This is a genomic window from Arthrobacter rhamnosi (genome assembly GCF_054510855.1).
Genome location: NZ_JBTNDT010000004.1, coordinates 38,361 through 61,108, shown reverse-complemented (window position 1 = coordinate 61,108; position 22,748 = coordinate 38,361). Strand labels below are relative to the sequence as shown.

21 protein-coding genes, 1 tRNA gene and 1 riboswitch are annotated in these 22,748 nt (G+C 70.3%); of the genes, 10 read left to right on the top strand and 12 right to left on the bottom strand.

All coding sequences use genetic code 11. The features are described 5' to 3' along the window. Positions 1 to 9: 9 nt before the first annotated feature. Positions 10 to 2,469 carry a DNA helicase PcrA gene (gene pcrA / locus ACX80I_RS09175; RefSeq protein WP_459344807.1) on the bottom strand — a complete coding sequence of 820 codons (2,460 nt, stop codon included), beginning with the start codon at positions 2,467 to 2,469 and terminating at the stop codon, positions 10 to 12. An 86-nt stretch (positions 2,470 to 2,555) separates the two neighbouring features. Between pcrA and ACX80I_RS09170 the strand changes: the two genes are divergently transcribed. From ACX80I_RS09170 to ACX80I_RS09160, 3 genes are all read left to right on the top strand, one after another. Then, positions 2,556 to 3,191 (top strand): hypothetical protein, encoded by a 636-nt coding sequence (locus ACX80I_RS09170; RefSeq protein ID WP_459344806.1) that lies wholly within the window; start codon positions 2,556 to 2,558, stop codon positions 3,189 to 3,191. A gap of 28 nt (positions 3,192 to 3,219) precedes the next feature. Next, positions 3,220 to 3,293 (top strand) — tRNA-Arg (locus tag ACX80I_RS09165). A 111-nt stretch (positions 3,294 to 3,404) separates the two neighbouring features. After that, entirely contained in the window at positions 3,405 to 3,833 is a 429-nt protein-coding gene (locus tag ACX80I_RS09160) for an NUDIX hydrolase (protein ID WP_459344805.1), read from the top strand. Here ACX80I_RS09160 and ACX80I_RS09155 read toward each other — a convergent pair. Continuing rightward, entirely contained in the window at positions 3,830 to 5,737 is a 1,908-nt protein-coding gene (locus tag ACX80I_RS09155; protein WP_459344804.1) for an ABC transporter ATP-binding protein, read from the bottom strand. The genes ACX80I_RS09160 and ACX80I_RS09155 overlap by 4 nt on opposite strands. 219 nt (positions 5,738 to 5,956) lie before the next feature. Here ACX80I_RS09155 and ACX80I_RS09150 point away from each other — a divergent pair, with 219 nt between their 5' ends. The 3 genes from ACX80I_RS09150 (at position 5,957) to ACX80I_RS09140 (ending at position 8,289) form a co-directional block, all read left to right on the top strand. After that, a complete protein-coding gene (locus ACX80I_RS09150; RefSeq protein ID WP_459344803.1) occupies positions 5,957 to 6,784 on the top strand; it encodes an amino acid ABC transporter substrate-binding protein in 828 nt (275 codons plus the stop codon). 103 nt (positions 6,785 to 6,887) lie between these two features. Continuing rightward, positions 6,888 to 7,511, top strand: coding sequence for an amino acid ABC transporter permease (locus tag ACX80I_RS09145; protein ID WP_459345152.1), 624 nt, complete (start codon positions 6,888 to 6,890; stop codon positions 7,509 to 7,511). Next, the gene (locus ACX80I_RS09140) at positions 7,498 to 8,289 is read left to right on the top strand and encodes an amino acid ABC transporter ATP-binding protein (RefSeq protein WP_459344802.1); all 792 of its coding nucleotides are present in this window, start codon (positions 7,498 to 7,500) and stop codon (positions 8,287 to 8,289) included. Before ACX80I_RS09145 ends, ACX80I_RS09140 begins: the two co-directional genes overlap by 14 nt. 187 nt (positions 8,290 to 8,476) lie before the next feature. Here the strand turns inward: ACX80I_RS09140 and fdhD are convergent, their stop codons facing one another. The 7 genes from fdhD to ACX80I_RS09105 form a co-directional block, all read right to left on the bottom strand. After that, complete coding sequence (gene fdhD, locus ACX80I_RS09135) at positions 8,477 to 9,304, bottom strand: formate dehydrogenase accessory sulfurtransferase FdhD (protein WP_459344801.1); 828 nt, start codon at positions 9,302 to 9,304, stop codon at positions 8,477 to 8,479. Positions 9,305 to 9,467: 163 nt separating this feature from the next. Next, positions 9,468 to 10,721, bottom strand: a complete 1,254-nt coding sequence (locus ACX80I_RS09130; protein WP_459344800.1) for a molybdopterin molybdotransferase MoeA — start codon at positions 10,719 to 10,721, stop codon at positions 9,468 to 9,470. Continuing rightward, a complete protein-coding gene (locus ACX80I_RS09125) occupies positions 10,718 to 11,002 on the bottom strand; it encodes a DUF6457 domain-containing protein (RefSeq protein ID WP_459344799.1) in 285 nt (94 codons plus the stop codon). The genes ACX80I_RS09130 and ACX80I_RS09125 overlap by 4 nt, the downstream gene beginning before the upstream one ends. Before the next feature lie 17 nt (positions 11,003 to 11,019). Beyond that, positions 11,020 to 11,625, bottom strand: a complete 606-nt coding sequence (gene mobA / locus ACX80I_RS09120) for a molybdenum cofactor guanylyltransferase (RefSeq protein WP_459344798.1) — start codon at positions 11,623 to 11,625, stop codon at positions 11,020 to 11,022. Continuing rightward, positions 11,622 to 12,119 carry an HNH endonuclease gene (locus tag ACX80I_RS09115; protein ID WP_459344797.1) on the bottom strand — a complete coding sequence of 166 codons (498 nt, stop codon included), beginning with the start codon at positions 12,117 to 12,119 and terminating at the stop codon, positions 11,622 to 11,624. Before ACX80I_RS09115 ends, mobA begins: the two co-directional genes overlap by 4 nt. Before the next feature lie 218 nt (positions 12,120 to 12,337). Continuing rightward, positions 12,338 to 13,279, bottom strand: a complete 942-nt coding sequence (locus ACX80I_RS09110) for an NlpC/P60 family protein (protein ID WP_459344796.1) — start codon at positions 13,277 to 13,279, stop codon at positions 12,338 to 12,340. Between the two features lie 5 nt (positions 13,280 to 13,284). Then, positions 13,285 to 13,462: riboswitch (cyclic di-AMP (ydaO/yuaA leader) on the bottom strand. Positions 13,463 to 13,573: 111 nt separating this feature from the next. Next, positions 13,574 to 14,272, bottom strand: coding sequence for an iron-dependent transcriptional repressor DtxR (locus ACX80I_RS09105; RefSeq protein WP_087075470.1), 699 nt, complete (start codon positions 14,270 to 14,272; stop codon positions 13,574 to 13,576). A gap of 255 nt (positions 14,273 to 14,527) precedes the next feature. On the opposite strand from ACX80I_RS09105, the gene serC reads away from it, so the two are divergent. After that, complete coding sequence (gene serC, locus ACX80I_RS09100; protein WP_459344795.1) at positions 14,528 to 15,652, top strand: phosphoserine transaminase; 1,125 nt, start codon at positions 14,528 to 14,530, stop codon at positions 15,650 to 15,652. Here the strand turns inward: serC and ACX80I_RS09095 are convergent. From ACX80I_RS09095 to ACX80I_RS09085, 3 genes are read right to left on the bottom strand one after another with little or no spacing between them, the layout of a single operon-like run. Further along, on the bottom strand, positions 15,649 to 16,920 hold the full coding sequence (locus ACX80I_RS09095; RefSeq protein ID WP_459344794.1) for an MFS transporter: 1,272 nt from the start codon (positions 16,918 to 16,920) through the stop codon (positions 15,649 to 15,651). The genes serC and ACX80I_RS09095 overlap by 4 nt on opposite strands. 34 nt (positions 16,921 to 16,954) lie before the next feature. Next, the gene (locus ACX80I_RS09090; protein WP_459344793.1) at positions 16,955 to 17,656 is read right to left on the bottom strand and encodes a DUF3027 domain-containing protein; all 702 of its coding nucleotides are present in this window, start codon (positions 17,654 to 17,656) and stop codon (positions 16,955 to 16,957) included. A 9-nt stretch (positions 17,657 to 17,665) separates the two neighbouring features. After that, positions 17,666 to 18,049: a cold-shock protein gene (locus ACX80I_RS09085; RefSeq protein WP_087075479.1), complete on the bottom strand. Its 384-nt coding sequence runs from the start codon at positions 18,047 to 18,049 to the stop codon at positions 17,666 to 17,668. A 173-nt stretch (positions 18,050 to 18,222) separates the two neighbouring features. Between ACX80I_RS09085 and ACX80I_RS09080 the strand changes: the two genes are divergently transcribed. From ACX80I_RS09080 to ACX80I_RS09070, 3 genes are all read left to right on the top strand, one after another. Further along, the gene (locus ACX80I_RS09080) at positions 18,223 to 18,504 is read left to right on the top strand and encodes a hypothetical protein (RefSeq protein ID WP_459344792.1); all 282 of its coding nucleotides are present in this window, start codon (positions 18,223 to 18,225) and stop codon (positions 18,502 to 18,504) included. Between the two features lie 128 nt (positions 18,505 to 18,632). Beyond that, entirely contained in the window at positions 18,633 to 21,041 is a 2,409-nt protein-coding gene (locus ACX80I_RS09075; RefSeq protein ID WP_459344791.1) for a helicase-associated domain-containing protein, read from the top strand. Beyond that, the gene (locus ACX80I_RS09070) at positions 21,034 to 22,692 is read left to right on the top strand and encodes a DNA repair helicase XPB (protein WP_459344790.1); all 1,659 of its coding nucleotides are present in this window, start codon (positions 21,034 to 21,036) and stop codon (positions 22,690 to 22,692) included. The genes ACX80I_RS09075 and ACX80I_RS09070 overlap by 8 nt, the downstream gene beginning before the upstream one ends. Positions 22,693 to 22,748 lie beyond the last annotated feature (56 nt).

Below are 22,748 nucleotides of genomic sequence, written 5' to 3'. Positions count from 1 at the left end.
GAACCGGCGTCAGGCGACCTTGGTCAGCGGGGCGTAGCGCAGCAGCAGCCGCTTCTCCCCGACGTCGAACCGCACCTTCGCCACGGTCTTGTCACCGGCCCCCTCCACGGACAGGACGGTGCCGTTCCCGAAACTGGCGTGGTTGACCCGGTCCCCGACCGCGACCGAGACGACCTCCTTCTGGGGCTGCACGCGTCCCACGCTCTTCGAGGGAGCCGGGGCGCTGCCGTTGAAGCCACCACCGCTGGCGCCCCAGTAGGATCCGCTGAACCTCGGTCCGCTGATGCTCCCGCCGGACGTCCAGGCCGGCTTCACCGCACCCTCGCGCTTCCAGGAGATGAGCTCCTCGGGGATCTCGCTGACGAACTGGCTGGCCGGGTTGTACTGGCTCTGGCCCCACATGCTGCGCACCTCGGACCGCGTGATGTAGAGGCGCTGGCGGGCCCGGGTCAGGCCCACGTACGCCAGGCGGCGCTCCTCCGCGAGCTCCTTGGGATCGGTCGCGGACCGCTGGTGCGGGAAGATCCCCTGCTCCATGCCCGTCAGGAATACCACCGGGAACTCCAGGCCCTTGGCGGTGTGCAGCGTCATGAGCGTCACGACGCCCTGCCTGCGGGCCTCCTCGACGGCGCGCTGCACGTCGGCTGCGGAACCGTCGGGAGCGTCGGGGATGGAGTCGGCGTCGGCCACGAGGGACACCTGTTCGAGGAAATCGCCCAGCGTCCCCTCCGGGTTGTCCCGCTCGAATTCGCGCACGACGGCGACGAGCTCGGCCAGGTTCTCCACCCGGGATTCGTCCTGGGGGTCGTTGCTGGTCCTCAGTTGTTCGAGGTAGCCGGTCTGCTCGAGGACGGCTTCGAGGGCGGCCGAGGCGCCCGATCCGCTGGCGACCTCCGCGAGGTCGTCGATCAGCTTCACGAAGCCGGCCACGGAATTGACCGAGCGCGTGGCCATGCCGGGCGCCTGGTCCGCCCGCCGAAGGGCCTCCATGAAGCTGACCCGCTCGCGCTCACTGAGCGCCGCGATGGCGTACTCGGCGCGGTCGCCGATGCCGCGCTTGGGCTCGTTGAGGATGCGGCGCAGGTTGACGACGTCGTCGGAGTTCACGAGGACCCGCAGGTAGGCGAGCGCGTCCTTGATCTCCTTGCGCTCGTAGAACCGGGTGCCCCCGACCACCTTGTAGGGCAGGCCGACGCGCAGCAGGATCTCCTCGATGGACCGCGACTGGGCGTTGGTCCGGTAGAACACGGCGACGTCGCCGGGGCGGAGGTTCGCCTCGTCCTGCAGCCGGTCGATCTCCTCCGCGATGAAGCGGGCCTCCTCGTGCTCGTTCTCGCCCACGTAGCCGACGATCTTCTCGCCGCTGCCCTCGGCGGTCCACAGCCGCTTCTCCGGCCGGTCGGGGTTGCGGGAGATCACCGCGTTGGCCGCGCTGAGGATGTTCTGGGTGGAGCGGTAGTTCTGCTCGAGCAGGATGGTGCGGGCGCTCGGGTAGTCGTTCTCGAATTCGACGATGTTGCGGACGTCGGCGCCCCGGAAGGCGTAGATGGACTGGTCGGAGTCGCCGACGACGGTCAGCTCCGCCGGATCGTCGGAGGACTCCCCCGGGACGCCGACGATCTCGCGGACCAGCGCATACTGCGCGTGGTTCGTGTCCTGGTACTCGTCGACGAGGACGTGGCGGAACCGCCGCCGGTAGTAGTCGGCGACGCCAGGGAACGCCCGGAACATGAAGACCGTCTGCGCGATCAGGTCGTCGAAGTCCATGGCGTTGGCCTGGCGCATGCGCTGGGCGTAACCCGTGTAGACCTCCGCCACGGCCAGCTCGAAGGGATCGGACGGATCGGCGTCGGACGCGAAGGTCTCCTCGTCGATCAGCTCGTTCTTCAGCGCGGAGATCTTGTGCTGGATCGCCTTCGGCGCGAACTTCTTCGGGTCGAGATCCAGCCCCTTGGCGACCAGCGTGATGAGGCGCAACGTGTCCGCGGAGTCGTAGATGGAGAAGTTCGAGTTCAGGCCGACGGACGCGGCCTCCCGGCGGAGGATGCGCACGCAGGAGGAGTGGAAGGTGGAGATCCACATGCGCTTGGCGACGTCGCCGATGAGGCCCTCGATGCGCTCCCGCATCTCCGCTGCGGCCTTGTTCGTGAAGGTGATGGCCAGGATCTGCCCGGGGTGGGACCGGCCGGTCGCCAGAAGGTAGGCGATCCGGTGGCTCAGCACGCGCGTCTTGCCGGAGCCCGCACCGGCGACGATCAGCAGCGGGGTCCCGCCGTGCTTCACCGCCTCCTCCTGCTGGGGGTTCAGGCCCAGGAGGAGTTCGTGCGCACGGTGCTCGTCGACGCCGACCCGCGAGGGGACGTGCCCGGCCGCGGGATCCGCCGGCTCGGCCGCCATCGCCGCCTCGCGTGCACGCTTCTTCTCGGCGGGCGTGGGCGGGGAGACGTAGGGATCGAAGAGCATGTCCATGGTCCTCCAATTCTAGGCGGTGCCCCCGACACTTCCTCCCGTCCCGCCCGGGGGCGGGCCGGTCCGGCGTCGCCCATACTGGGAGGGTGGCGAAGACGAGGGCGCAGATCAACCGGAAGCATGCAGCAGGCGCACCAGCGGCGGTACCCTCCGCCCCGCCTGCCGGAGATCGGGCGGACCGTAAGGACAACGGCAGCCTGATCCTCATCGCGGCGGCCGTCGCGTCCCTGTTCCTCTTCTGGTACTTCCACCTGCTCACGCTGGGCCAGATGACGCAGCTCAGCGGCGGGCTCGCCATGCCGGACATGAGGGTCGGCGGGTACGACGTCGGCTCCGTGGAGCGCCTGCGCGGAGCGATGGACGACGACGCCCGCGGCCAGTTGAGCTACCTCCACAAGACGGCGGGCACGCTCTTCCCCCTGATCTTCGCGTTCGCCTGGCTCCTGCTCGTCCAGCTCCAGGTGGGGCGCCGCCGGCTGCGCTGGCTGCTGTGGTCCCCCGTGATCCTGTTCGTCGTCGTCGACCTGTGGGAGAACATCGCGATCGACGCCATGCTCGCGCAGGCTCCTGATGCGGGCGCCGTGGCACTCGCCTCGACGCTGACGGTCCTGCGGTGGGTGCTGCTCGCGGGAAGCCTGGGAGCCGGCGCCGTGGCGGTCTTCCTGCCGCGGCGCGTGCGGCATCCGCGGACCGGCGCGGAAAGCGGCGCGAAGAACGGGTAAGCTGGGATCGCTGGATCAGCGGATCCGCGCCTCTGTAGCTCAGTAGGATAGAGCGTCCCTCTCCTAAAGGGAAGGTCGTCGGTTCGATTCCGGCCAGGGGCACAGGCAGCCCGGGACGACGGGGAACGACGTCGCCGGGGACGAGGAGGATGGGCACCGCGCCCGTCCTCCTCGCTTTTAACCACCAGGAGCAACCGCCAGGAGGCCGGACCGATGACGGACGTCCCGACGATCACCGTCACCGCGCTGTGCCTGCTCGACGACCACCGCCGCCTGCTGCTCGTGCGCAAGCGCGGAACCACGATGTTCATGCAGCCGGGAGGGAAACCGGAGCAGGGCGAGACGCCGGAGGAGACCGGCGTGCGTGAACTGTTCGAGGAACTGGGCCTCGTCGTCGGGCCCGGGGACCTCACCCTGGTCGGCTCGTGGGAAGGCCCGGCGGCCAACGAGGCCGATACCCGGCTGCTGGCCACCGTCTTCCTGTGCCCGCTGGCCGCGGAGCCCCTGCCGGCCGCCGAGATCGAGGAACTGGACTGGCTGGACCTGGACTCCGAGCATCACCGGCAGGACCTCGCACCGCTGCTGACGGACTTCGTCCTCCCGGCACTACGCGGCAGAACCCTCCGCCGGGCATCCTCCTAGACGCCGCTGAGGGCCTCGGGCTCCTCGTCCATCGCCACGTTCTTCTGCACGGCGAACTGCGTGCGGTGCAGTTCCTCGTAGCGCCCGCCGAGGGCCAGCAGCTCGTCGTGCGATCCCCGTTCGACGATGGTTCCGCCCTCGACCACGAGGATCACGTCCGCACTCCGGATGGTCGAGAGGCGGTGCGCGATGACCATGGCGGTCCGCCCCTCGAGCGCCTCGCTGAGAGCTGCCTGCACGGCCGCTTCCGACGTCGAATCCAGCGCCGCCGTCGCCTCGTCGAGGATGACGACACGCGGCTGGGCGAGGAGGAGGCGAGCGATGGTCATCCGCTGGCGTTCGCCGCCCGAGAGCCGGTAGCCACGCTCGCCCACCATCGTGTCGAGCTGGTCCGGCAGCGACCGGACGAGGGGCTCCAGCCGGGCACGGCGGACGGCGTCCCAGACCTCGTCGTCGGTGGCGTCCGGCCGGGCGAGCCGGAGGTTCGAGAGGATCGTCTCGTGGAACAGGTGACCGTCCTGGGTCACCATGCCGAGTGTGTGCCGCATGGACGCGAAGGTCAGGTCCCGGACGTCGGTGCCGGAGAGGCGCACGGCACCGCTGTCGACGTCGTATAGGCGCGCGAGCAGTTGGGCGATGGTCGACTTGCCCGCACCCGAGGTGCCCACCAAGGCCACCGTCTGCCCGGGCTTGATCCGGAAGGACACGCCGTGGAGCACCTCCTCACCGCCGCGCGTGTCCAGCGTCGAGACCTCCTCGAGCGAGGCGAGCGAGACCTTGTCCGCGGACGGGTAGGCGAAGCGGACGTCGTCGAACTCGACCGAGACCGGGCCGGCCGGGACGACGACGGCGCCCGGCTTCTCCTGGATGAGCGGTTCGAGGTCCAGGATTTCGAAGACCCGCTCGAAGCTGACGATCGCGCTCATGATCTCCACGCGCGCGTTGGCCAGGCTCGTGAGCGGCGCGTAGAGGCGTGTGAGGAGGAGTGCGAGCGTGACGACCTCGCCGGTGTCGAGCTGTCCGCCGAGGGCCAGGAACCCGCCCAGCCCGTACACCAGGGCGAGCGCCAGCGCGGAGACGAGCATCAGGGCCGTGAAGAACACGAACTGCAGCATGGCCGTGCGGACGCCGATGTCGCGCACGCGTGCGGCGCGGACCCGGAACTCCTCGGCTTCCTCGTCGGGCCGGCCGAAGAGCTTCACCAGGGTGGCACCCGGGGCGGAGAACCGCTCGGTCATCTGCGTGCTCATCGCCGAGTTGTGGTCGGCGGCCTCACGGCGGAGCGAGGCGAGGCGGCTTCCCATCCGGCGGGCCGGCACCAGGAAGATGGGCAGCATGACGACGGCGAGCACCGTGACCAGCCACGAGGTGCTCAGCATGACGGCCAGGGTGAGCACGAGGGCCACGGTATTGGTGACGACACCGGAGAGCGTCCCGCTGAACGCCTGCTGGGCGCCGATCACGTCGTTGTTGAGGCGGCTCACCAGGGCGCCCGTGCGGGTCCGTGTGAAGAAGGCGATGGGCATCTTCTGGACGTGGTTGAAGACGGCGGTGCGCAGGTCGAGGATGACGCCCTCGCCGATGCGTGCCGAGTACCACCGCGTCACGAGGGACACCGCGGCGTCGGCCACGGCGACCAGCGCGATGACGACGGCGAGCCACACCACGGTGCGGACCTCGCCGCGGGCGACGATCACGTCCACGACCTTGCCGGCGAGCACCGGCGTCGCCACGGCGAGGAACGCACCCACCACGGACAGCAGGATGAAGAGCACCAGCTTCGTCCGATACGGCACGGCGAACGTGAGGATCCTCCGGACGGATTCGCGGGAGAACCCGTGCGTGCCGTTCTTCGCCGTCGATATCTTGTACAGCGAGCTCCAGGCCGCGCCTTCCATGCTCATAGCAATTCCTCCCGTGCCAGTCCCGGCGCGGATCCCCGGTGTGTGGACCCGCGTCGCAATACTTCGGAACAATTAGTGCATGTCCCGGTGTTCACCCCAGTAGTGTTCTACTCCGGTCCCGGCCGGGTGGAGTGGAGGTACCTAGGGTTCAAGCCGTTGGCCACCTCTTCTATTTCCCCCGCCCGGCGCGCCCGTCCGTCCGAAACCGAAGGAAGTCCCATGACCAACCGCCTGTCCATCCTTGGTGCCGCTGCCGCCCTGACCCTCGCGCTCGCCGGCTGCGGGTCGTCGACCCCTGCGAATGAGGGTAGCCCCTCCGGGTCCGCGGAGTCCGGGGAGTCCAGCGCCCTGCAGGAGATCCAGGACTCCGGCGTCCTGACCGTGGGCACGGAGGGGACGTACAAGCCCTTCAGCTACCACGAGGAAGGCAGCGGGGAGCTCACCGGGTACGACGTCGAGGTGATCACCGCCGTCGCGGAGAAGATGGGCGTCGAGCCCGAGTTCCAGGAGACGCAGTGGGACGCGATCTTCGCGGGCCTGGAGGCCGGCCGGTTCGACGTGATCGCGAACCAGGTGTCCATCACGGACGAGCGCAAGCAGAGCTACGACTTCTCCGACCCGTACACCGTCAGCTCGGGCGTGATCGTCACGGCCGCCGACAACAACGACATCTCCTCCTTCGAGGACCTCGACGGCAAGACCACGGCCCAGTCGCTGACCAGCAACTGGTACGAGCTCGCGCAGGAAGCGGGCGCGAACGTCGAACCGGTGGAGGGCTGGGCACAATCCATCACCCTCCTCGAGCAGGGCCGCGTGGACGCGACGATCAACGACGAACTGACGTACCTCGACTACCAGAAGACGAACAACAACGAGGGCATCAAGATCGCGGCCACCACCGACGAGACCTCCGAGAGCGCCGTCGCCGTCGCCAAGGGCAGCACGGAGCTCGTGGACGCCATCAACAGCGCCCTCGGTGAGCTGCGCGCGGACGGTACTCTCGCAGAGATCTCCGAGAAGTACTTCGGCTCCGACGTCAGCGAGTGATGCGGCCGCTGGGGGTCGGACCGCGTCCCGGACCGCGGGAGGGCGCCCTGGCCGGAGGAGCTGAGTAGTGGACTGGGAGCTGCTCCGCACATCCTTCTGGCCCATGCTCCACGGCGGCCTGGTCGGCACCATCCCGCTGTCGATCACGTCGTTCGTGCTCGGCCTCGCGCTGGCCCTCGTCGTCGCGCTGATGCGCATCAGCGGGCAGCCGGTCCTCGCGGGCATCGCACGGTTCTACGTCTCGGTGATCCGCGGGACCCCGCTGCTCGTGCAGCTGTTCGTGATCTTCTACGGCCTGCCGTCCGTCGGCCTGACCATCGATCCGTGGCCCAGCGCGATCATCGCCTTCTCGCTGAACGTGGCAGGGTATGCGGCCGAGATCCTGCGTGCCGCCATCCTGTCCGTCCCGAAGGGCCAGTGGGAGGCAGGACACACCATCGGGATGTCCCGCACCCTGACCCTGCGCCGCGTCATCCTCCCCCAGGCGGCACGCGTCTCGGTGCCCCCGCTGTCCAACACCTTCATCAGCCTCGTCAAGGACACCTCCCTGGCGTCGCTGATCCTGGTGACGGAGCTGTTCCGCGAGGCCCAGCAGATCGCCGCGTTCTCGCAGCAGTTCATGCTGCTCTACCTCGAGGCCGCCGCGATCTACTGGGTGTTCTGCCTCGTCCTGTCCAGCGGCCAGTCCGCGCTCGAGAAGAGGTTGGACCGCTATGTCGCCCACTGATCCGCTGCATCCTCCCGTCACCTCCGGTCCCCTGATGACGGCCACGGCACTGCAGAAGTCCTTCGGCGACAACCAGGTGCTGAAGTCCATCGACCTGCACATCGACAGCGGGCAGGTGGTCGCGCTCGTGGGCCCGTCGGGCTCCGGCAAGACCACCGTGCTGCGCTGCCTGAACGGACTCGAGACGCCCGACGGCGGGACGGTCGCCTTCCGCGGCGGCCCCTCGGTGGACTTCGGCGCGAAGGTGACGAAGAAGGAGGCCCTGTCCCTGCGCGACCGCAGCGCCATGGTCTTCCAGAACTACAACCTGTTCCCGCACAGAACGGTCCTCGAGAACATCATCGAGGGTCCGGTGCAGGTGCAGAAGCGGCCCCGGAAGGAGGCCGTCGCGGACGCGGAGCGGCTCCTGGCCCGCGTGGGGCTCGCGGAGAAGCGGGACGACTACCCGTTCAACCTCTCCGGCGGCCAGCAGCAGCGCGTCGGGATCGTCCGCGCACTCGCGCTGCAGCCCGACCTCCTCCTCTTCGACGAGCCGACGTCGGCCCTCGATCCGGAACTGGTCGGCGAGGTCCTCACCGTCATCAAGGAGCTCGCCGAGGAGAAGTGGACCATGGTGATCGTCACCCATGAACTCGCCTTCGCCCGCGAGGTCGCCGACCAGGTGGTATTCATGGACGGCGGCGTCGTCGTCGAGCGCGGTCACCCCGACCAGGTGCTGCGCAATCCACGCGAGGAACGGACCCGCCGGTTCGTCCAGCGCCTGCTCAACCCGTTCTAACGGGCGGTCAGGCTCTGTCGCCTGCGGCTTCGCGCACGGCTTTCACAGCCATACCTCCCGGAACGTCGGGGCGTTGCGCTGCGACACGCCCTCTGGCGACGGACCGCGTGCACGACGCCGCATGCGCCCTGCGCCCCGATGACTCGGGTCCGAGGCCAGCGCCTGCTCAACCCGTTCCAGCGGGCGGTCAGGCCGTGATGCGGTCCGGGTGGGAGTAGCAGTTCAGGGAGGTCCCGCGGCTGAATCCGACGAGCGTGAGCCCGGCGTCGTCCGCGAGATCCGCGGCCAGTGACGACGGGGCGCTGACGGCGGCGAGCACGGGGATGCCGGCGAGCTGCGCCTTCTGCACGAGCTCGAAGGACGCCCTGCCGGAGACCTGCAGCACCGTTCCCCTCAGGGGGAGCATGCCTTCGCGCAGCGCCCAGCCCACCACCTTGTCCACGGCGTTGTGGCGCCCGACGTCCTCCCGGAGGCAGAGCAGCTCCCCCTCGGCGGTGAAGAGGCCCGCGGCGTGGACTCCTCCCGTGCGGTCGAAGAGCTTCTGGCTCTCGCGCAGCCGGTCCGGCAGGGATGCGAGCACGCCGAGGTCCACGGGAGAGGTGTCGGTGCGCAGGTCGAAGCGCGAGGACTTCCGGACCGCGTCGATCGAGGCCGTGCCGCAGATGCCGCACGAGCTCGACGTATAGACGTGGCGCTCCATCGCCGTCTCCGGCAGGACGGTGCCGGGCCGGAGCTGGGCCTCCACCACGTTGAAGGTCTGCTGCCCGTTCTCGTCGACGCCGGCGCAGTAGCGCAGGCTCGGCAACTGGCCCGGCTCCCAGACGACGCCCTCGGAGACGAGGAATCCCGCCACCAGGTCGAAATCGTCACCGGGGGTCCGCATGGTCACGGTGAAGGCGCTGCCTCCGAGCCGGATCTCCAGCGGTTCCTCGCCCGCCAGGACATCCTCCCGGCGCCCGGTCTGCGCTCCGATGCGGAACTTCGTGATGCGGCGTCGCTGTGTAACCCGGTTCATCCGGCACTCCTTAACCTCGGCCCTAGGACGAGGTTAGTTGACTCCAGCCACCTCCCGGCACTGTCGTCCCCCGCACGAGGAGGTGGACAGCGCGGGACCGGCGGGCGCCGGGGCGGAATTCCTCCGACGGAGGGAGCGCCCTGGCCCCGCATGGCTGCCCGGGTCAGCCGACCCAGGGCAGCGGGAGCGACGGGACGTCGTCGCCCGGCTCGCAGCCTGCTGCTGGAACGACCATCACGCCGTCGGCCCCGGCCAGTCCGCGCAGCATGCCCGAGCGCTGGTGGGTGCTCGGGACGGCCCGCCCGGACTCGAGCCGGTAGGGCACCAGCCGGCTCCTGCCGGGCAGGGGCTCGAACGCGTCGGCGCTGGTGACGGCGGCGGGTTCCTCGAGGGCGGTGCCCCTCAGTCCGGCGAGCAGCGGTGCGGTGACGGTGAGCATCGCCATCATGGCCGCCAGGGGGTTGCCGGGGAGTCCCACCAGGAAACGGCCGTCGGGCAGCCGTGCGAGGAGGGTCGGGTGTCCCGGCCGCATGGCGATGCCGTCGATGAGCAGCTCGGCCCCGAGTTCGGCGAGGGCGCGGCGGATGTGGTCGGCCGAGGAGCTCCCCGTACCGCCGGTCGTGATCAGGACGTCACCCGATGCCCGGGCCAGCGAGGACTCGTCGGTCGGCTCCGCGCTGATCGCGGCCACGACGTCGTCGAGGTCGTCCTTCGCCCGGCTGGCGACGTCGACGTGGCCGCCGAGCATCGCGACGAACCCCGGGAGCTGCGGCCCGAAGGTGTCACGGACCTGGCCGGGATGCGGCAGGCCGTGATCGATGACCTCGTCGCCGGTCATGAGCAGGGACACGCGCGGTGCCCGGAGGACAGCGAGCGTGTCGTGGCCGCACACCGCGGCCAGCGCGATCTGCGCCGGGTTGAGGACCACCCCGGCAGGAATGGCCATGGAGCCTTCCTCGGCTTCCTCGCCCGCCGGCCGGACGTGCTCGTGCAGCGAGGGCTCGCCGGGCCGGGCGGCCTCGTTCCGGTCCAGCAGGTCCCCGCGGACCGAGCCGTGCTCCGTACGGAGGATGCCGAGGGTATTCCGGGGAACCACGCCACCCGTGAGGATGAACGTCGCCTCCCCCGGGGCGAGCGAGACCCCGCCCGAGTCGGCGTGGGGTGAGGGCCTGCCCCGGCTCTGGTCCTCCTCGTGGCTCACGAGCTTCCACGGCGGCTCCCCGTTGACCGCCCAGCCGTCCATCGCCGAGGACGCATAGTGCGGGATGGCCTGCAGGGCGTGGACGGGCTCGGCGAGCGTCTGGCCCAGGGCATCCGCGAGGTTCACCGTCTGGAACGGCAGCGGGCGTCCGGCTCCGTGAGCCAGGGCGCGGGCGGTCCTCCAGTCGACATCGCGGGCATCGGTGTTCTCGCTCATTCGGGGCTCGCCTCTCCCGCAGCCCGGGCGCAGAGCGCCTCGGCCACGGCCATCGCCGATCGCATCGCCAGCTGCTCGTCCGCCTGGCCGCTGCCGACGGCGAGGCCGGCGGCGTAACCGACGACGAAGGTGGTCAGGGGGGCCGCCGGGCGGACGACGCCGTGCGCCGCCTTCCCCGCCAGGCCCAGGACGGCGTCGATGTCCACGTCCGTCCCGTCGATCTCGAAGGCGGCGAGCAGTTGCTCGGTCCAGTCGTGCAGCAGCTTGTTCCGATCGTCCATGGGCCCTCCGGGCGTTGCTAGGGGACGTCGACGCCGAGCGCTCGGGCATCGTTCCAGGTGTCGACGTCGTGCGTTGTGCCCGGCGGAACCGGGACTGGTCTTGTCTTCACACTAGCAAGGAGGCTGCGCATGGACAGGTTGTCGGCGGGTCCGCGCGCGAGGACGGCGTCGATGGCGGCCGCGAGGTCGCCGCTCCGGTACAGCGCCGCCAGCGGCTGGTCACGCCCGCCGTCGACCGCGACCAGGGAGACCGGCGCTCCTGCGGCAGCCTCGGCGAGCAGCACCTCGAGAAGGACGGCGACGCGGGGCATGTCACAGGCGACGACGGCGCACCACGGCGCTCTGGGTCCTGGTCCCGCCCGGAATCCGGCGACGACCGCGGACGCCGGTCCGGCGAAAGCGGGTTCCTCCCGCACGAACACGGCCGCCGGGGGAAGCCGCCCGGCGTCGCCGGGCTCCGGTCCCACGACTGTCAGGCGTTCCGCGCGGGCGAGGGCTGCGCAGGTGCGCTGGAGCAGGGTCGCACCCGCCAGGACCAGTCCGGCCTTCGGCACGCCGCCGAGCCGGGAGGACCTGCCACCCGCGAGGACGACGGCGTCGAACCTCGGTACGTCGGGTGTCACGCAGCTGTCTCGCTGAGGAACTCGTTCCACTGCGGCGCCGGCTTCTCGAGCTCGCGGATCTGCCACTGCGGTCCCCGCGGAGGCATCGGCACGGTGCGCAGCTTCCAGCCGAGGCTGCCGAGGGTCTTGTTCCCCTTGGCGTTGTTGCACTTCAGGCAGCAGGCCACGAGGTTCTCCCAGGTGTCCCCTCCGCCCCGGGACCGCGGCAGGACGTGGTCGATGGTCGAGGCGGTCTTGCCGCAGTAGGCGCACAGGTGGTTGTCGCGACGCAGCACCCCCCGCCGCGTGGCTGTCAGGTCGTGGCGGTACGGGATCTTCACGTAGCGGTTGAGCAGGATCACCGAGGGTCTGCCGAGGATCTCGGTGGGGCCGACCACCGGTTCGCCGTCCTCCGCCACGACGCTCGCCTTCCCCGTGAGCACAAGCACCAGTGCCCGGCGGAATGTGATGACCGCAAGTGGTTCATACCCAGCATTCAGAACAAGAGTGCGCATGCGTGGCCTCATTGCTGACCTGTTCCCCGCACCGGTTGCCATCCCGGGGTACGGGAGAAGAGCTTCGGATTGACACTGCAAGGGTAAGCCGGAGACCGGCCTGCGGAGAATCCCGGCCGGGCGGGCTTGACGTACCGCGCCCGGCTCCCTCCTGCGACCGGTTAAACGCAAGGAACCGGCACAGCGTGCCGGTTCCTTGATCCTGATGCGTGCGGTGATCAGCCGCCAACGCGGATGTACACGCCACCCGAGCCGAGCTCGGCCGGTGCGATCACCGTGGTGTTGCCGTTGAATCCACCGTGGACGGCCTGGCCGCCACCGATGTAGACCGCGATGTGGGCTGCACCCATGCCGCCGTCGGCGTAGTAGATGAGGTCACCCGGGATGGCCTGGCCGGCGCTCACGGTGCGGCCCAGGGAGAGGTAGCCTGCCGGCCAGCCGTGGAAGTTGATGCCGGCAGCGGCGAGGGAGTTGCTGACGAGGCGCGTGCAGTCCTGCATGACGCCGAGCTGGCCCTTGGCAGCGGCGGCGATGGTCGCGGCGACACCGGAGGAGACTGCAGGGGCGGGAGCAGGTGCGGGAGCAGGTGCCGGGGCAGCTGCGCGAACCGGGGCGGCTGCGGGAGCCGGCGCGGGAGCGGCGACGGCCTGGACAGCAGCCACGGCCTGGACGGCGGGAGCCGGAGCAGCGGGAGCCTTCACGACGGGAGCCGGAGCGGCCGGAGCCGGAGCAGCGGGAGCCGGAGCAACAGGAGCCGGAGCGACGGGAGCCGGAGCGGCGGGGGCCTCAGCGACAGGAGCCTCGACGACAGGAGCCGGAGCTGCGGGGGCCTTGACGGCCGGGGCCTTCTTGGCGACGACCGGCTTGGCGTGGACCTTCACCGCGGTCCTGTTGAAGGACACGACGGTCTTGGACGACGCCACGACGGCCTGACGGGCCGAGGTGACGGTGATGCTGGAGGATGCGACGTCGCGCTGTGGCTGGAGATCGGCGGCGTTGGCTGCAACTCCGCTGGTCAGCACGAGGCCGGAAGCCGCGGCGATGACGGCGGCCTGGCGGCCGACCGATCCGGCGTTCGACGCTACTGCGGCGGAAAGAGCGGTCAGCGGGTTGGCGTTCTGGGGCGCGCGGTGGCGGGACAGCGAAGAGCTGGTGGACACGTTGGATTACCTCTCCCAACGCCTGCGAGGTGAGCTGTCGGATTCGGATGGGAGTCACCCGGCCGCTGCGCTAACAGCGACTTCACCCCAAGGATTTCTCGAAAGAAACCCGAAACTTGGTTCCCCCGCCTCTGCCATGCGATGGTGCGGACGGACCTCGAGCAATGGCAGAGCTAGGCGATTTGCAGGAGGGTGCCGGATCTAGAGCGAATTTGGCACGAAATGAACCGTACAACACAAATGCAGGTTATGTCACATTCTGGTCACAGAATGGTGTGTTATTGGTGACGGCGATTACGCCGCGACGGATACGAACACGTGGGACGCCACCTCGGGAGGCAGTTCCAGTGCACCCTCGACGCCGGGTACGCGCACGGAGACGTACCCTCCGACGGACTCGAGGTTCAGCTGCGCTCCCGGGCGCAGGCCGCCCTCGTCGAGCTGCGTGAGGAGTTCCGGATCCACCTGGATCGGCTCCGCCAGCCGCACGAGCGTGACCTGCTTCTCCGGCGAGTACGTGCCCATCGCGGAGAGCAGCGTGACGACGCCGTCGGTGAACAGCTCGGACTGGACGCCGCCGATGGCCTCGAGTCCCGGGATCGGGTTGCCGTAGGGGGATTCGGAGGGCTTTCCGAGCAGTTCGTAGAGCCGGCGCTCCACGCGTTCGCTCATCACGTGCTCCCAGCGGCAGGCCTCGTCGTGGACGTAGGCCCAGTCGAGCCCGATCACGTCGCTCAGGAGCCGCTCCGCGAGGCGGTGCTTCCTCATGACGCCGGTGGCCCTGCGGCGACCCAGTTCAGTCAGTTCGAGGTGCCGGTCGCCGGAGACGACCACGAGTCCGTCGCGTTCCATGCGACCGATGGTCTGGGAGACGGTCGGCCCCGAGTGACGAAGCCGCTCGGCGATGCGGGCGCGGAGGGCGACGATGTTCTCTTCCTCGAGCTCAAGGATGGTCCGCAGGTACATCTCGGTGGTGTCGATGAGGTCCGTCATGCGGTTCAGCTCCTTGGTGCGGTGAGGTCGCGCGGCTGGAATGCCTCACGCCGGTGGGGGTGCCACGGCCGGCACAGCCAGCTCCGCCCCACGCCTCCCAAGGTTAACCCATGGCGCGACGCGCCCGGCAATCAACTCCGACGACGCCACCGGCAGGCGCAGGAGGTCTCCCGCTCCGGCGTTCACAAATGGAGGGCCGACCTCCGCTGGGGCAGAATGAGGGCGATACCCGCCGCCGACACAGCTGGAGCGACCATGAACGACCTGCCCCGCATCCCCGACCACCTGCTTCCCGCGGACGGGCGTTTCGGCGCAGGCCCTTCCAAGGTCCGAAGCGGGCAGATCGACGCACTGGTGTCCGCCGGGCAGTCGCTGCTGGGCACCTCGCACCGCCAGGCTCCCGTCCGCAACCTGGTCGGCCGAGTGCGTGAGGGGCTCAGTACCTTCTTCGACGCCCCCGAGGGGTACGAGGTGGTCCTCGGCGTCGGCGGGTCCACCGCGTTCTGGGAGGTGGCGGCGTTCGGGCTCGTCGACCGGAAGGCGCAGCACCTCTCCTTCGGGGAGTTCGGTTCGAAGTTCGCCTCCGCGACCGACAAGGCGCCGTTCCTCGGCGCATCGAGCATCATCACCGCCGAGCCGGGCACCCGCCCTGACCCCGTCGCGGAGGCCGGCGTCGACGCCTACGCGTGGCCGCAGAACGAGACCTCGACGGGCGTCGCGGCTCCCGTGCGGAGAGTCGAGGGGGCGGACGACGGCGCACTGGTCCTCGTCGACGCCACCTCCGCGGCCGGCGGCCTCGACGTCGACGTGTCGCAGGCCGACGTCTACTACTTCGCTCCGCAGAAGAACTTCGCGTCCGACGGCGGCCTATGGCTCGGGCTCTTCTCCCCCGCCGCGCTGGAGCGTGCCGCGCGGATCAGCGCCGGCGACCGGTGGATCCCGGACTTCCTCGACCTCCAGACGGCGATCGACAACTCGCGCCTGAACCAGACCTACAACACCCCGTCGCTGTCCACCCTGGTCACGCTCGACGCGCAGGTCGAATGGCTGAACGCCCAGGGCGGCCTGCCGTTCGCTGCGGCCCGCACCGCGGACTCCGCCGGCCGTATCTACTCGTGGGCGGAGGCCTCTGCGGTGGCGAGCCCCTACGTGGCCCGCACCGAGGATCGCTCCAACGTGATCGTGACGGTGGACTTCGACGACGCGGTGGACGCGGCACGCATCGCCGCCATCCTGCGCGCGAACGGCGTCGTCGACGTCGAGCCGTACCGCAAGCTCGGCCGCAACCAGCTGCGCATCGCGACCTTCGTGGCCATCGAGCCCGACGACGTCTCGGCGCTCATCGCCTGCATCGACCACGTGGTCGAGAACCTCCTCTAGGACGTTCCGTCCGTCGCCTCGTGGTCCAGCCGGAGGCGGCGGGGAGCGGAACGGTCGTAGCGCAACCGCACGTCGTGGTAGCGCCACGCCCAGAAGATGCCCGCCGCGGCCGCGATGAGCCCCGAGGCCGCGGCCACTCCGAGGCTCCACCTCGGACCGAAGGCGTCGGAGACCCAGCCCACGACGGGCGCGCCCAGCGGGGTCCCGCCGAGGAAGATCGCGAAGTAGAGGGCCATGACACGGCCGCGCATCACCGAGTCCGTGGTCGTCTGCACGTAGGCGTTGGCGCTGGTCATCAGCGTCAGCGCGAACAGGCCGACCGGGACCAGGGCCGCTCCGAACAGCCAGAGGTTCGGGGCCACGGAGGCGAGGATGCAGGCGACGCCGAACGCGGCCGATGCCCCGAAGACGAAGCGCAGGCGAGGCCGTTCCCGCCGTGCGGACAGCAGCGCTCCGGCGACCGACCCTACGGCCATCACCGAGGACAGGATGCCGAAGACGCCTGCATCCTGGCCGAACTCGGTGCGCGCCATCGCGGCGATGAAGACGGCGAAGTTGAGTCCGAAGGTGCCCACGATGAAGATCGCGAGCAGGACCATCAGGAGGTCCGGCCGCTGCCGCACGTAGCGGAACCCCTCCCGGATGCGGCCCTTGCCCGGGGCGGACCGCGGCTGCGGGTTCAATTCCGAGCCGCGCATGGCGAGCAGTACGTAGACCATCGCGCCGAAGGTGAGCGCATTGATGAGGAATACCCAGCCCGGACCCACGCCGGCCGTGAGCAGCCCGGCGATGGCGGGCCCCACCAGACGGGCGCCGTTGAACGAGGCACTGTTGAGCGCGACGGCATTGGGGAGGTAGTCGTCGCGCACCAGCTCGGAGACGAACGCCTGGCGGGCCGGTGCGTCGAAGGCCGACACGATCCCGAGCGCCAGGGCGAAGGCATAGACGTGCCACAGCACGGCGGCATCGACGAGGACCATCAGGCCGAGGCCCACTCCGAGCAGGGCCATGGCGACCTGCGTGGTGGCGAGGAGGCGCCGTCGGTCGACCGTGTCCGCGATCAGCCCGGCCCAGGGGGCGATGACGAGCTGCGGCCCGAGCTGGAGCGCCATCACGATCCCGAGGGCGGATGCGTTCTGCGGTGTGAGGATGTCGTAGACGAGCCAGTCCTGGGCAGTGCGCTGCATCCAGGTACCGATGTTGGAGATCAGCGCTCCGATGAACCAGAGCCTGTAGTTGTGGATCCCGAGCGATCGGAAGGTGCTCAAGCCCCTCCTCTTCGGTTCCGGCGCCACTGCTGCATCACCCGGCGTCGGGCTGTCCTTCGGCGTCGCGGCTCGTTCCGTCATCGGTGCGGTCCGCAGAGGTCCCTGCGGCGTCCTCCAGCGGGTCGACGTCGGGGACGACTGCTTCCTCGGGCGCCCCGGCGCCCGGTCCGGCGTTCTCTCCGGCGGATGCGTCCTCCGGCACCTGCTCCTGGTTCCCGTCCTCGCCCGGGTCGGCAGGAATCACGTCCGACGGCGCCTCCTCCGGCTCCGAGTCCGACGGCGCTTCGTCCGGCTCCGAGTCCGACGGCGCTTCGTCCGGCTCCGAGTCCTCGGGGCGGACCCGCTCCGACCACGGCAGCCACTCGGGCGCCAGCAGGGAAGCCGCAGAGGGCAGCAGTCCCACCTCGCAGACCGTCACGTCCTTACTGCGGGCGACACGGGCGACGCTCGCGTACCACTGCCAGCCCCCGTATCCGGGCACGAAGGCCTCGAACCGGTGCGTGACGAGGCGCTCGCCCTCGATCGTGGCGGACACGTGACGGCCCACCTGTGCTTCGGGGGCGACCTCGAGCACTCCGCGGCGAGCCCGTTCCACGGCCGCTTCGAGCACGGCATCGGACTTCGGGATGCGGCGCGACACTTTCCGCGGCGCCTCCGTGGGGGTGGCGTCGGCGGGTGCGGCTCCGGCGTCGGTCGGAGCGGCGCCGTCGGCGGTCTCCAGGTTGCTCGAGGTCATGGTGGAAGCCTACGCGTCGAGGTCGTCGGCAACCGCCCTCAGGACGGCGGCGACCTTCGAAGCGTGGGACTTCTCGGGGTAGCGCCCCTTGCGGAGTCCGTTGGACACGCCGTCGAGGAGTTTGATGAGGTCTTCCGTGATGACGGCCATGTCATCCGCGCTCTTCCGCGTCGCCTTGACCACGGACGGTGCCTGCTCGAGGATGCGCGCCGACAGGGCAGAGGGTCCGCGGCGGCCGTCGGCCACGCCGAACTCGAGCTTGGTGCCGACCTTGACCTCGCTCACGCCCGCGGGGAGCGCGGAGGCGTGCAGGAACACTTCCTTGCCGTCATCCGTGGCAAGGAATCCGAATCCCTTGTCCGCGTCGAACCACTTCACTTTGCCGATGGGCACGTCGTTACCTCTTCTTAGCTGTACCGGGCGGGATGCGCCTGCGGTTCCGGTCCCGGGTGCGGGGACACCGCCGGGTGCCCAGGCGCACTGCCACCGCCGGGGAAGTCTGTGTCTCCTAGGATATAGCTTTTCGGGCGGCCCCCCTGCCGTGGTTCTTGTAGTCTGGGACGGCTATGATCCCGAATGAACCGGCACCGCGCCCCTCCTTCGAGCACCTCCAGCAGGGCACCGGCGGGTCCGGGCGGTCCTCCCGCCTCCGTCGCGCGCTGATGGTGCTTGCGGTCGTGTTCGCCGTCATCGGCCTGGTGTCGCTCGCCGCGATCCTCCTCACCGCTTTCCTCCAGGGGTCGGTATGGCCCGGGTTCGTGCTCGCCACCTACTTCTGCCTGCCGATCGCCTTCCTGCTGATGGGCGCGGTCGTCGTCTCGTCGGCGATCTCCCGCCGGAGATCCTGACAGCTCCCGTCCTGACGGTCTCGCCGGCGGTAGCCCGGCCTCGCCGGCAGTAGCCCGGCTCCGCCGGCAGGACCCTGGCCGAGCAGGGACTCCCCGGTCTGTCGGAGGCGCCGGGTAACCTTGGAGGGATGTCCGCGATCCGAGCACTGGCCGAACAGCTGGCCCTCCGGAGCGATGACGAACTGCGGAGCCTGCTTGCCGTCCGGCCCGACCTCATCCTCCCCCCGGTGCCTGACTTCGCCGCGCTCGCGGCGAGGGCATCCACTCGCGTCAGCCTGCAGCGCGCCCTCGACAACGTATCGCGCCCCCAGCTTCAGGTCCTCGAGGCGATCGTGGTCCTCGGCGAGGACGACGGCACTGCCGTGACCCGGGCGCGCCTGGCGTCCGCCTTCACGACGGCGGAGGTCGAAGCTCTCGATGCGATCCTCGCCGACCTCGGTCAGAGGGCCCTCGTCGTCGGTTCCGCGGAGGAGGGCTTCCTGCCGGTCGGGGCGTTGGCCGATGCGCTGGGGCCCTACCCTGCAGGTCTCGGGCGGCCCTTCCGCACGCTGGCAAGGTCGATCCCGCGCTACGGGCCGGCGCTGGTCCACGCCGTGTCCCTCGTCGAGGCCGAGGCTGCCACCGATGCGATGACGGGCGCGTCCGCCGCGCAGGTGCTCGACGGCGTGGTGGCCGATCCGGAGGCATGGAGCCGCGTCCTGGCCGACGCCCCCGACGGCGCGGCTCCGCTGCTCTCGCGACTGCGCGATGCTCCGGTCGGCTCGACGGCGACGGGAGGAGGGGACGGGGCCTCGCCCGCCGTGCGCTGGCTGGTGGACCGCTGCCTGCTGGCACCGCTGGACGCCCTCCACGTCGAACTCCCGCGGGGAGTGGGCAGGGCGCTCCGCGGTCACGTGGTCTTCGCGGCCCTCGAGACGACCCCGCCCGCCGGAGCGGAACGGACCACGCGCGCGAGCCTGCGGGACAACGCCGCCTTCGGCGCGATCGCGGAGACGCTCCGCCTGGTGACCGCCCTCCTCGGATCCGTCGCCGCCACCCCGGTCTCCACGCTCCGCTCCGGAGGAGTCGGCGTGCGGGAGCTGCGACGCGTCCGTGAGGCGCTGCGCACGGACGACGGCGAGGCCGCCTGGCTGCTGGAACTCGCGGCCGCCGTCGGGCTCCTGACCCTCGACCCCGACGATTCGCGCTGGAAGACCTCCCGCCTCGACGCCTGGGAAGCGCTGGACCGCGAGGCCCAGTGGCTCCTCCTGGTCGAGGGATGGCTGGCCCTGGACCGCGCACCGGCCCTGGTCGGTTCCCGGCTGCCCGACGGGACGGCCGTCAACGCCCTCGCCGCCGAGGCCTCCCGTCCCGATGCACCGATGGTGCGCCAGCGGTTCCTGGCCGTGGCCTCCGATCTCTCCGGTGCCCGCCCCGAGGAGGACGGCGGGCCCGCGGCCGGCCCGGCCGCGGTGCCGGTCCTCACCGAGCAGTCGGTCATCTCGCTCGCCACCTGGCACCAGCCGCGGCTGCACCGGCGCTTCGCCCGCCTGCTGCCGGGCATGCTGACCGAGGCGGCGTTCCTCGGCCTGACGGGGAGCGGTGCGCTCACCGACGCGGGGCGCCTCGTGGCGGAGGGACGCTTCGAGGAGGCCGCCGACGGCATCCGCCGGGCCCTGCCGGCCGCGGTGTCCCACGTCGTCCTGCAGGCCGACCTCACCGCCGTCGCTCCCGGGTACCTGCAGCCCGAGGTGGCGCGGGGGCTGCTGCGCATGGCCACACCGGAAGGACAGGGACCGGCCACCACCTACCGTTTCTCGGCCGACTCCATCCGCTCGGCGCTCGACGGAGGCGAGGACGCGGAGTCGATCCTCGCCTTCCTGCGCACCTCCTCCGCCACGGAGATCCCCCAGCCCCTGACCTACCTCGTCGAGGACACCGCGTCGCGGTACGGCAGCCTCCGGGTCGGGCGCGCCGGGAGCTACCTGCGCACGGACGACGACGCGGTCGCCGCGGCCCTCCTGGCGGACCCGCGTGCGGCGGCGCTCGGGATCCTGCAGGTGGCGCCGACCGTGCTGGTGTCGGCCGTCTCTCCCCAGGAACTGACCGCGCTCCTGCGGGACCTCGGGTTCGCGCCGGCAGCGGACGCCGTGGCTGCCGTCGCGAAGACATCCGCCGAGCCGGCGCCGGCTGCCCGGGTCTCGCCGGATCAGCTACGGTCGCGGCTCAACCCCTGGTCGGTCGCCGAGGAGGAGATCGCGGCACAGGTCGCCGCACTGCGCTCGGCGCGGCCCCGGCCCGCCGACTCCGCGTCCGGTTCGGACAGCGAGATCCTCCTGGGACTGGAGACCCTGCGGGCAGCCATCCGGTCTCGGAGCCGCATCCGCCTCGGCACCGCCGACAGCGAAGGGAATCACGTGCGCCAGGTCCTCGTTCCACTCTCGGTATCGGGAGGCCGCCTGCGGGTGTTCGATCCCGAGAAGCAGGTGGAGAAAGTCGTGTCCGTACACCGCGTCATGGACGTGGAAATCCTCGAAGGGAGCCCCGCAGATGGCTGACGGGCCGCTGATCGTCCAGAGCGACAAGACCATCCTGCTCGAGGTGGACCACGAGCAGGCAACCGAGGCGCGCCACGCGATCGCCGCGTTCGCCGAGCTCGAGCGGGCCCCGGAGCACGTGCACAGCTACCGGCTCACGCCGCTCGGGCTGTGGAACGCACGGGCCGCCGGACTGGATGCCGAGCGGGTCCTCGACACGCTCCTGAAGTATTCGCGCTTCCCCGTGCCGCACGCCCTCCTCATCGACATCGAGGACACGATGTCGCGCTACGGCAGGCTCCGCCTCGAGAAGGACCCCCAGCACGGCCTCGTGCTACGGACCTCTGACTACCCGGTGCTCGAGGAGGTCCTGCACGCCAAGAAGATCCAGCCCCTGCTCGGGCCGAGGATCGACGGCGAGACCGTCGTCGTGCACTCGTCCCAGCGCGGACAGCTGAAGCAACTGCTGCTCAAGCTCGGGTGGCCCGCCGAGGACTTCGCAGGCTACGTCGACGGGACACCGCATCCCATCGCGCTGGACGAGGACGGCTGGACGCTGCGCCCGTACCAGCAGCTCGCCGTCGAGAACTTCTGGTCCGGTGGCTCCGGCGTCGTCGTCCTGCCGTGCGGGGCAGGGAAGACCCTCGTGGGGGCCGCAGCCATGGCCACGAGCCAGACCACGACGCTCATCCTCGTCACCAACACGGTGTCGGCCCGGCAGTGGAAGGACGAACTGCTCAAGCGCACCTCCCTGACCGAGGACGAGATCGGGGAGTACTCGGGGGCCGTGAAGGAGGTGCGGCCGGTGACGATCGCGACCTACCAGGTCCTCACCACGAAGCGCGGCGGGCTGTACCCGCACCTCGAGCTGCTGGACGCGAACGACTGGGGCCTGATCGTGTACGACGAGGTCCATCTCCTCCCGGCACCGATCTTCAAGATGACCGCCGACCTCCAGGCACGCCGGAGGCTCGGGCTCACGGCGACCCTCGTCCGCGAGGACGGCCGGGAGGGGGAGGTGTTCTCGCTCATCGGGCCGAAACGGTACGACGCGCCGTGGAAGGACATCGAGGCGCAGGGTTACATCGCACCTGCCGACTGCGTCGAGGTCCGGGTGGACCTGCCACGGGACGAGCGCGTCGCGTATGCCATGGCCGACGACGCCGACAAGTACCGCCTGTGCGCGACGTCGGACACGAAGTCGGACGTGGTGGAGAAGCTCGTCGCTGCCCACCGGGGCGAGCAGCTGCTCGTGATCGGACAGTACATCGACCAGCTGGACGACCTCGCCGCACGGCTCGCAGCCCCCGTCATCAAGGGCGAGACGACCGTGCGGGAACGCCAGCGGCTCTTCGACGCCTTCCGGGCGGGTGAGATCCACGTGCTCGTGGTCTCCAAGGTCGCCAACTTCTCGATCGACCTCCCCGAGGCATCGGTCGCGATCCAGGTCTCCGGGTCCTTCGGGTCGCGGCAGGAGGAGGCACAGCGCCTCGGCCGGCTCCTCCGGCCGAAGAGCGACGGCAGGGCCGCGCGCTTCTATACCGTCGTCGCCCGGGACACCCTCGACCAGGACTTCGCCGCCAAGCGCCAGCGGTTCCTCGCCGAGCAGGGGTACGCCTACCGCATCCTCGACGCAGCCGCGATCGGCGACAAGGAGCCCAGGGACTCCTGAGCAAGTCTTCAGCAGCGGCTCAGCCAATTCACAGACAACGTGCGGATACTGGTGCC

Bases quoted from the DNA above. Each gene is read 5' to 3' on its own strand.
- pcrA (WP_459344807.1), bottom strand. From the start codon at position 2,469: ATGGACATGCTCTTCGATCCCTACGTCTCCCCGCCCACGCCCGCCGAG.
- ACX80I_RS09160 (WP_459344805.1), top strand. From the start codon at position 3,405: ATGACGGACGTCCCGACGATCACCGTCACCGCGCTGTGCCTGCTCGAC.
- ACX80I_RS09155 (WP_459344804.1), bottom strand. From the start codon at position 5,737: ATGAGCATGGAAGGCGCGGCCTGGAGCTCGCTGTACAAGATATCGACG.
- ACX80I_RS09150 (WP_459344803.1), top strand. From the start codon at position 5,957: ATGACCAACCGCCTGTCCATCCTTGGTGCCGCTGCCGCCCTGACCCTC.
- ACX80I_RS09145 (WP_459345152.1), top strand. From the start codon at position 6,888: ATGCTCCACGGCGGCCTGGTCGGCACCATCCCGCTGTCGATCACGTCG.
- ACX80I_RS09140 (WP_459344802.1), top strand. From the start codon at position 7,498: ATGTCGCCCACTGATCCGCTGCATCCTCCCGTCACCTCCGGTCCCCTG.
- fdhD (WP_459344801.1), bottom strand. From the start codon at position 9,304: ATGAACCGGGTTACACAGCGACGCCGCATCACGAAGTTCCGCATCGGA.
- ACX80I_RS09130 (WP_459344800.1), bottom strand. From the start codon at position 10,721: ATGAGCGAGAACACCGATGCCCGCGATGTCGACTGGAGGACCGCCCGC.
- ACX80I_RS09125 (WP_459344799.1), bottom strand. From the start codon at position 11,002: ATGGACGATCGGAACAAGCTGCTGCACGACTGGACCGAGCAACTGCTC.
- ACX80I_RS09115 (WP_459344797.1), bottom strand. From the start codon at position 12,119: ATGCGCACTCTTGTTCTGAATGCTGGGTATGAACCACTTGCGGTCATC.
- ACX80I_RS09105 (WP_087075470.1), bottom strand. From the start codon at position 14,272: ATGACGGACCTCATCGACACCACCGAGATGTACCTGCGGACCATCCTT.
- serC (WP_459344795.1), top strand. From the start codon at position 14,528: ATGAACGACCTGCCCCGCATCCCCGACCACCTGCTTCCCGCGGACGGG.
- ACX80I_RS09090 (WP_459344793.1), bottom strand. From the start codon at position 17,656: ATGACCTCGAGCAACCTGGAGACCGCCGACGGCGCCGCTCCGACCGAC.
- ACX80I_RS09080 (WP_459344792.1), top strand. From the start codon at position 18,223: ATGATCCCGAATGAACCGGCACCGCGCCCCTCCTTCGAGCACCTCCAG.
- ACX80I_RS09075 (WP_459344791.1), top strand. From the start codon at position 18,633: ATGTCCGCGATCCGAGCACTGGCCGAACAGCTGGCCCTCCGGAGCGAT.
- ACX80I_RS09070 (WP_459344790.1), top strand. From the start codon at position 21,034: ATGGCTGACGGGCCGCTGATCGTCCAGAGCGACAAGACCATCCTGCTC.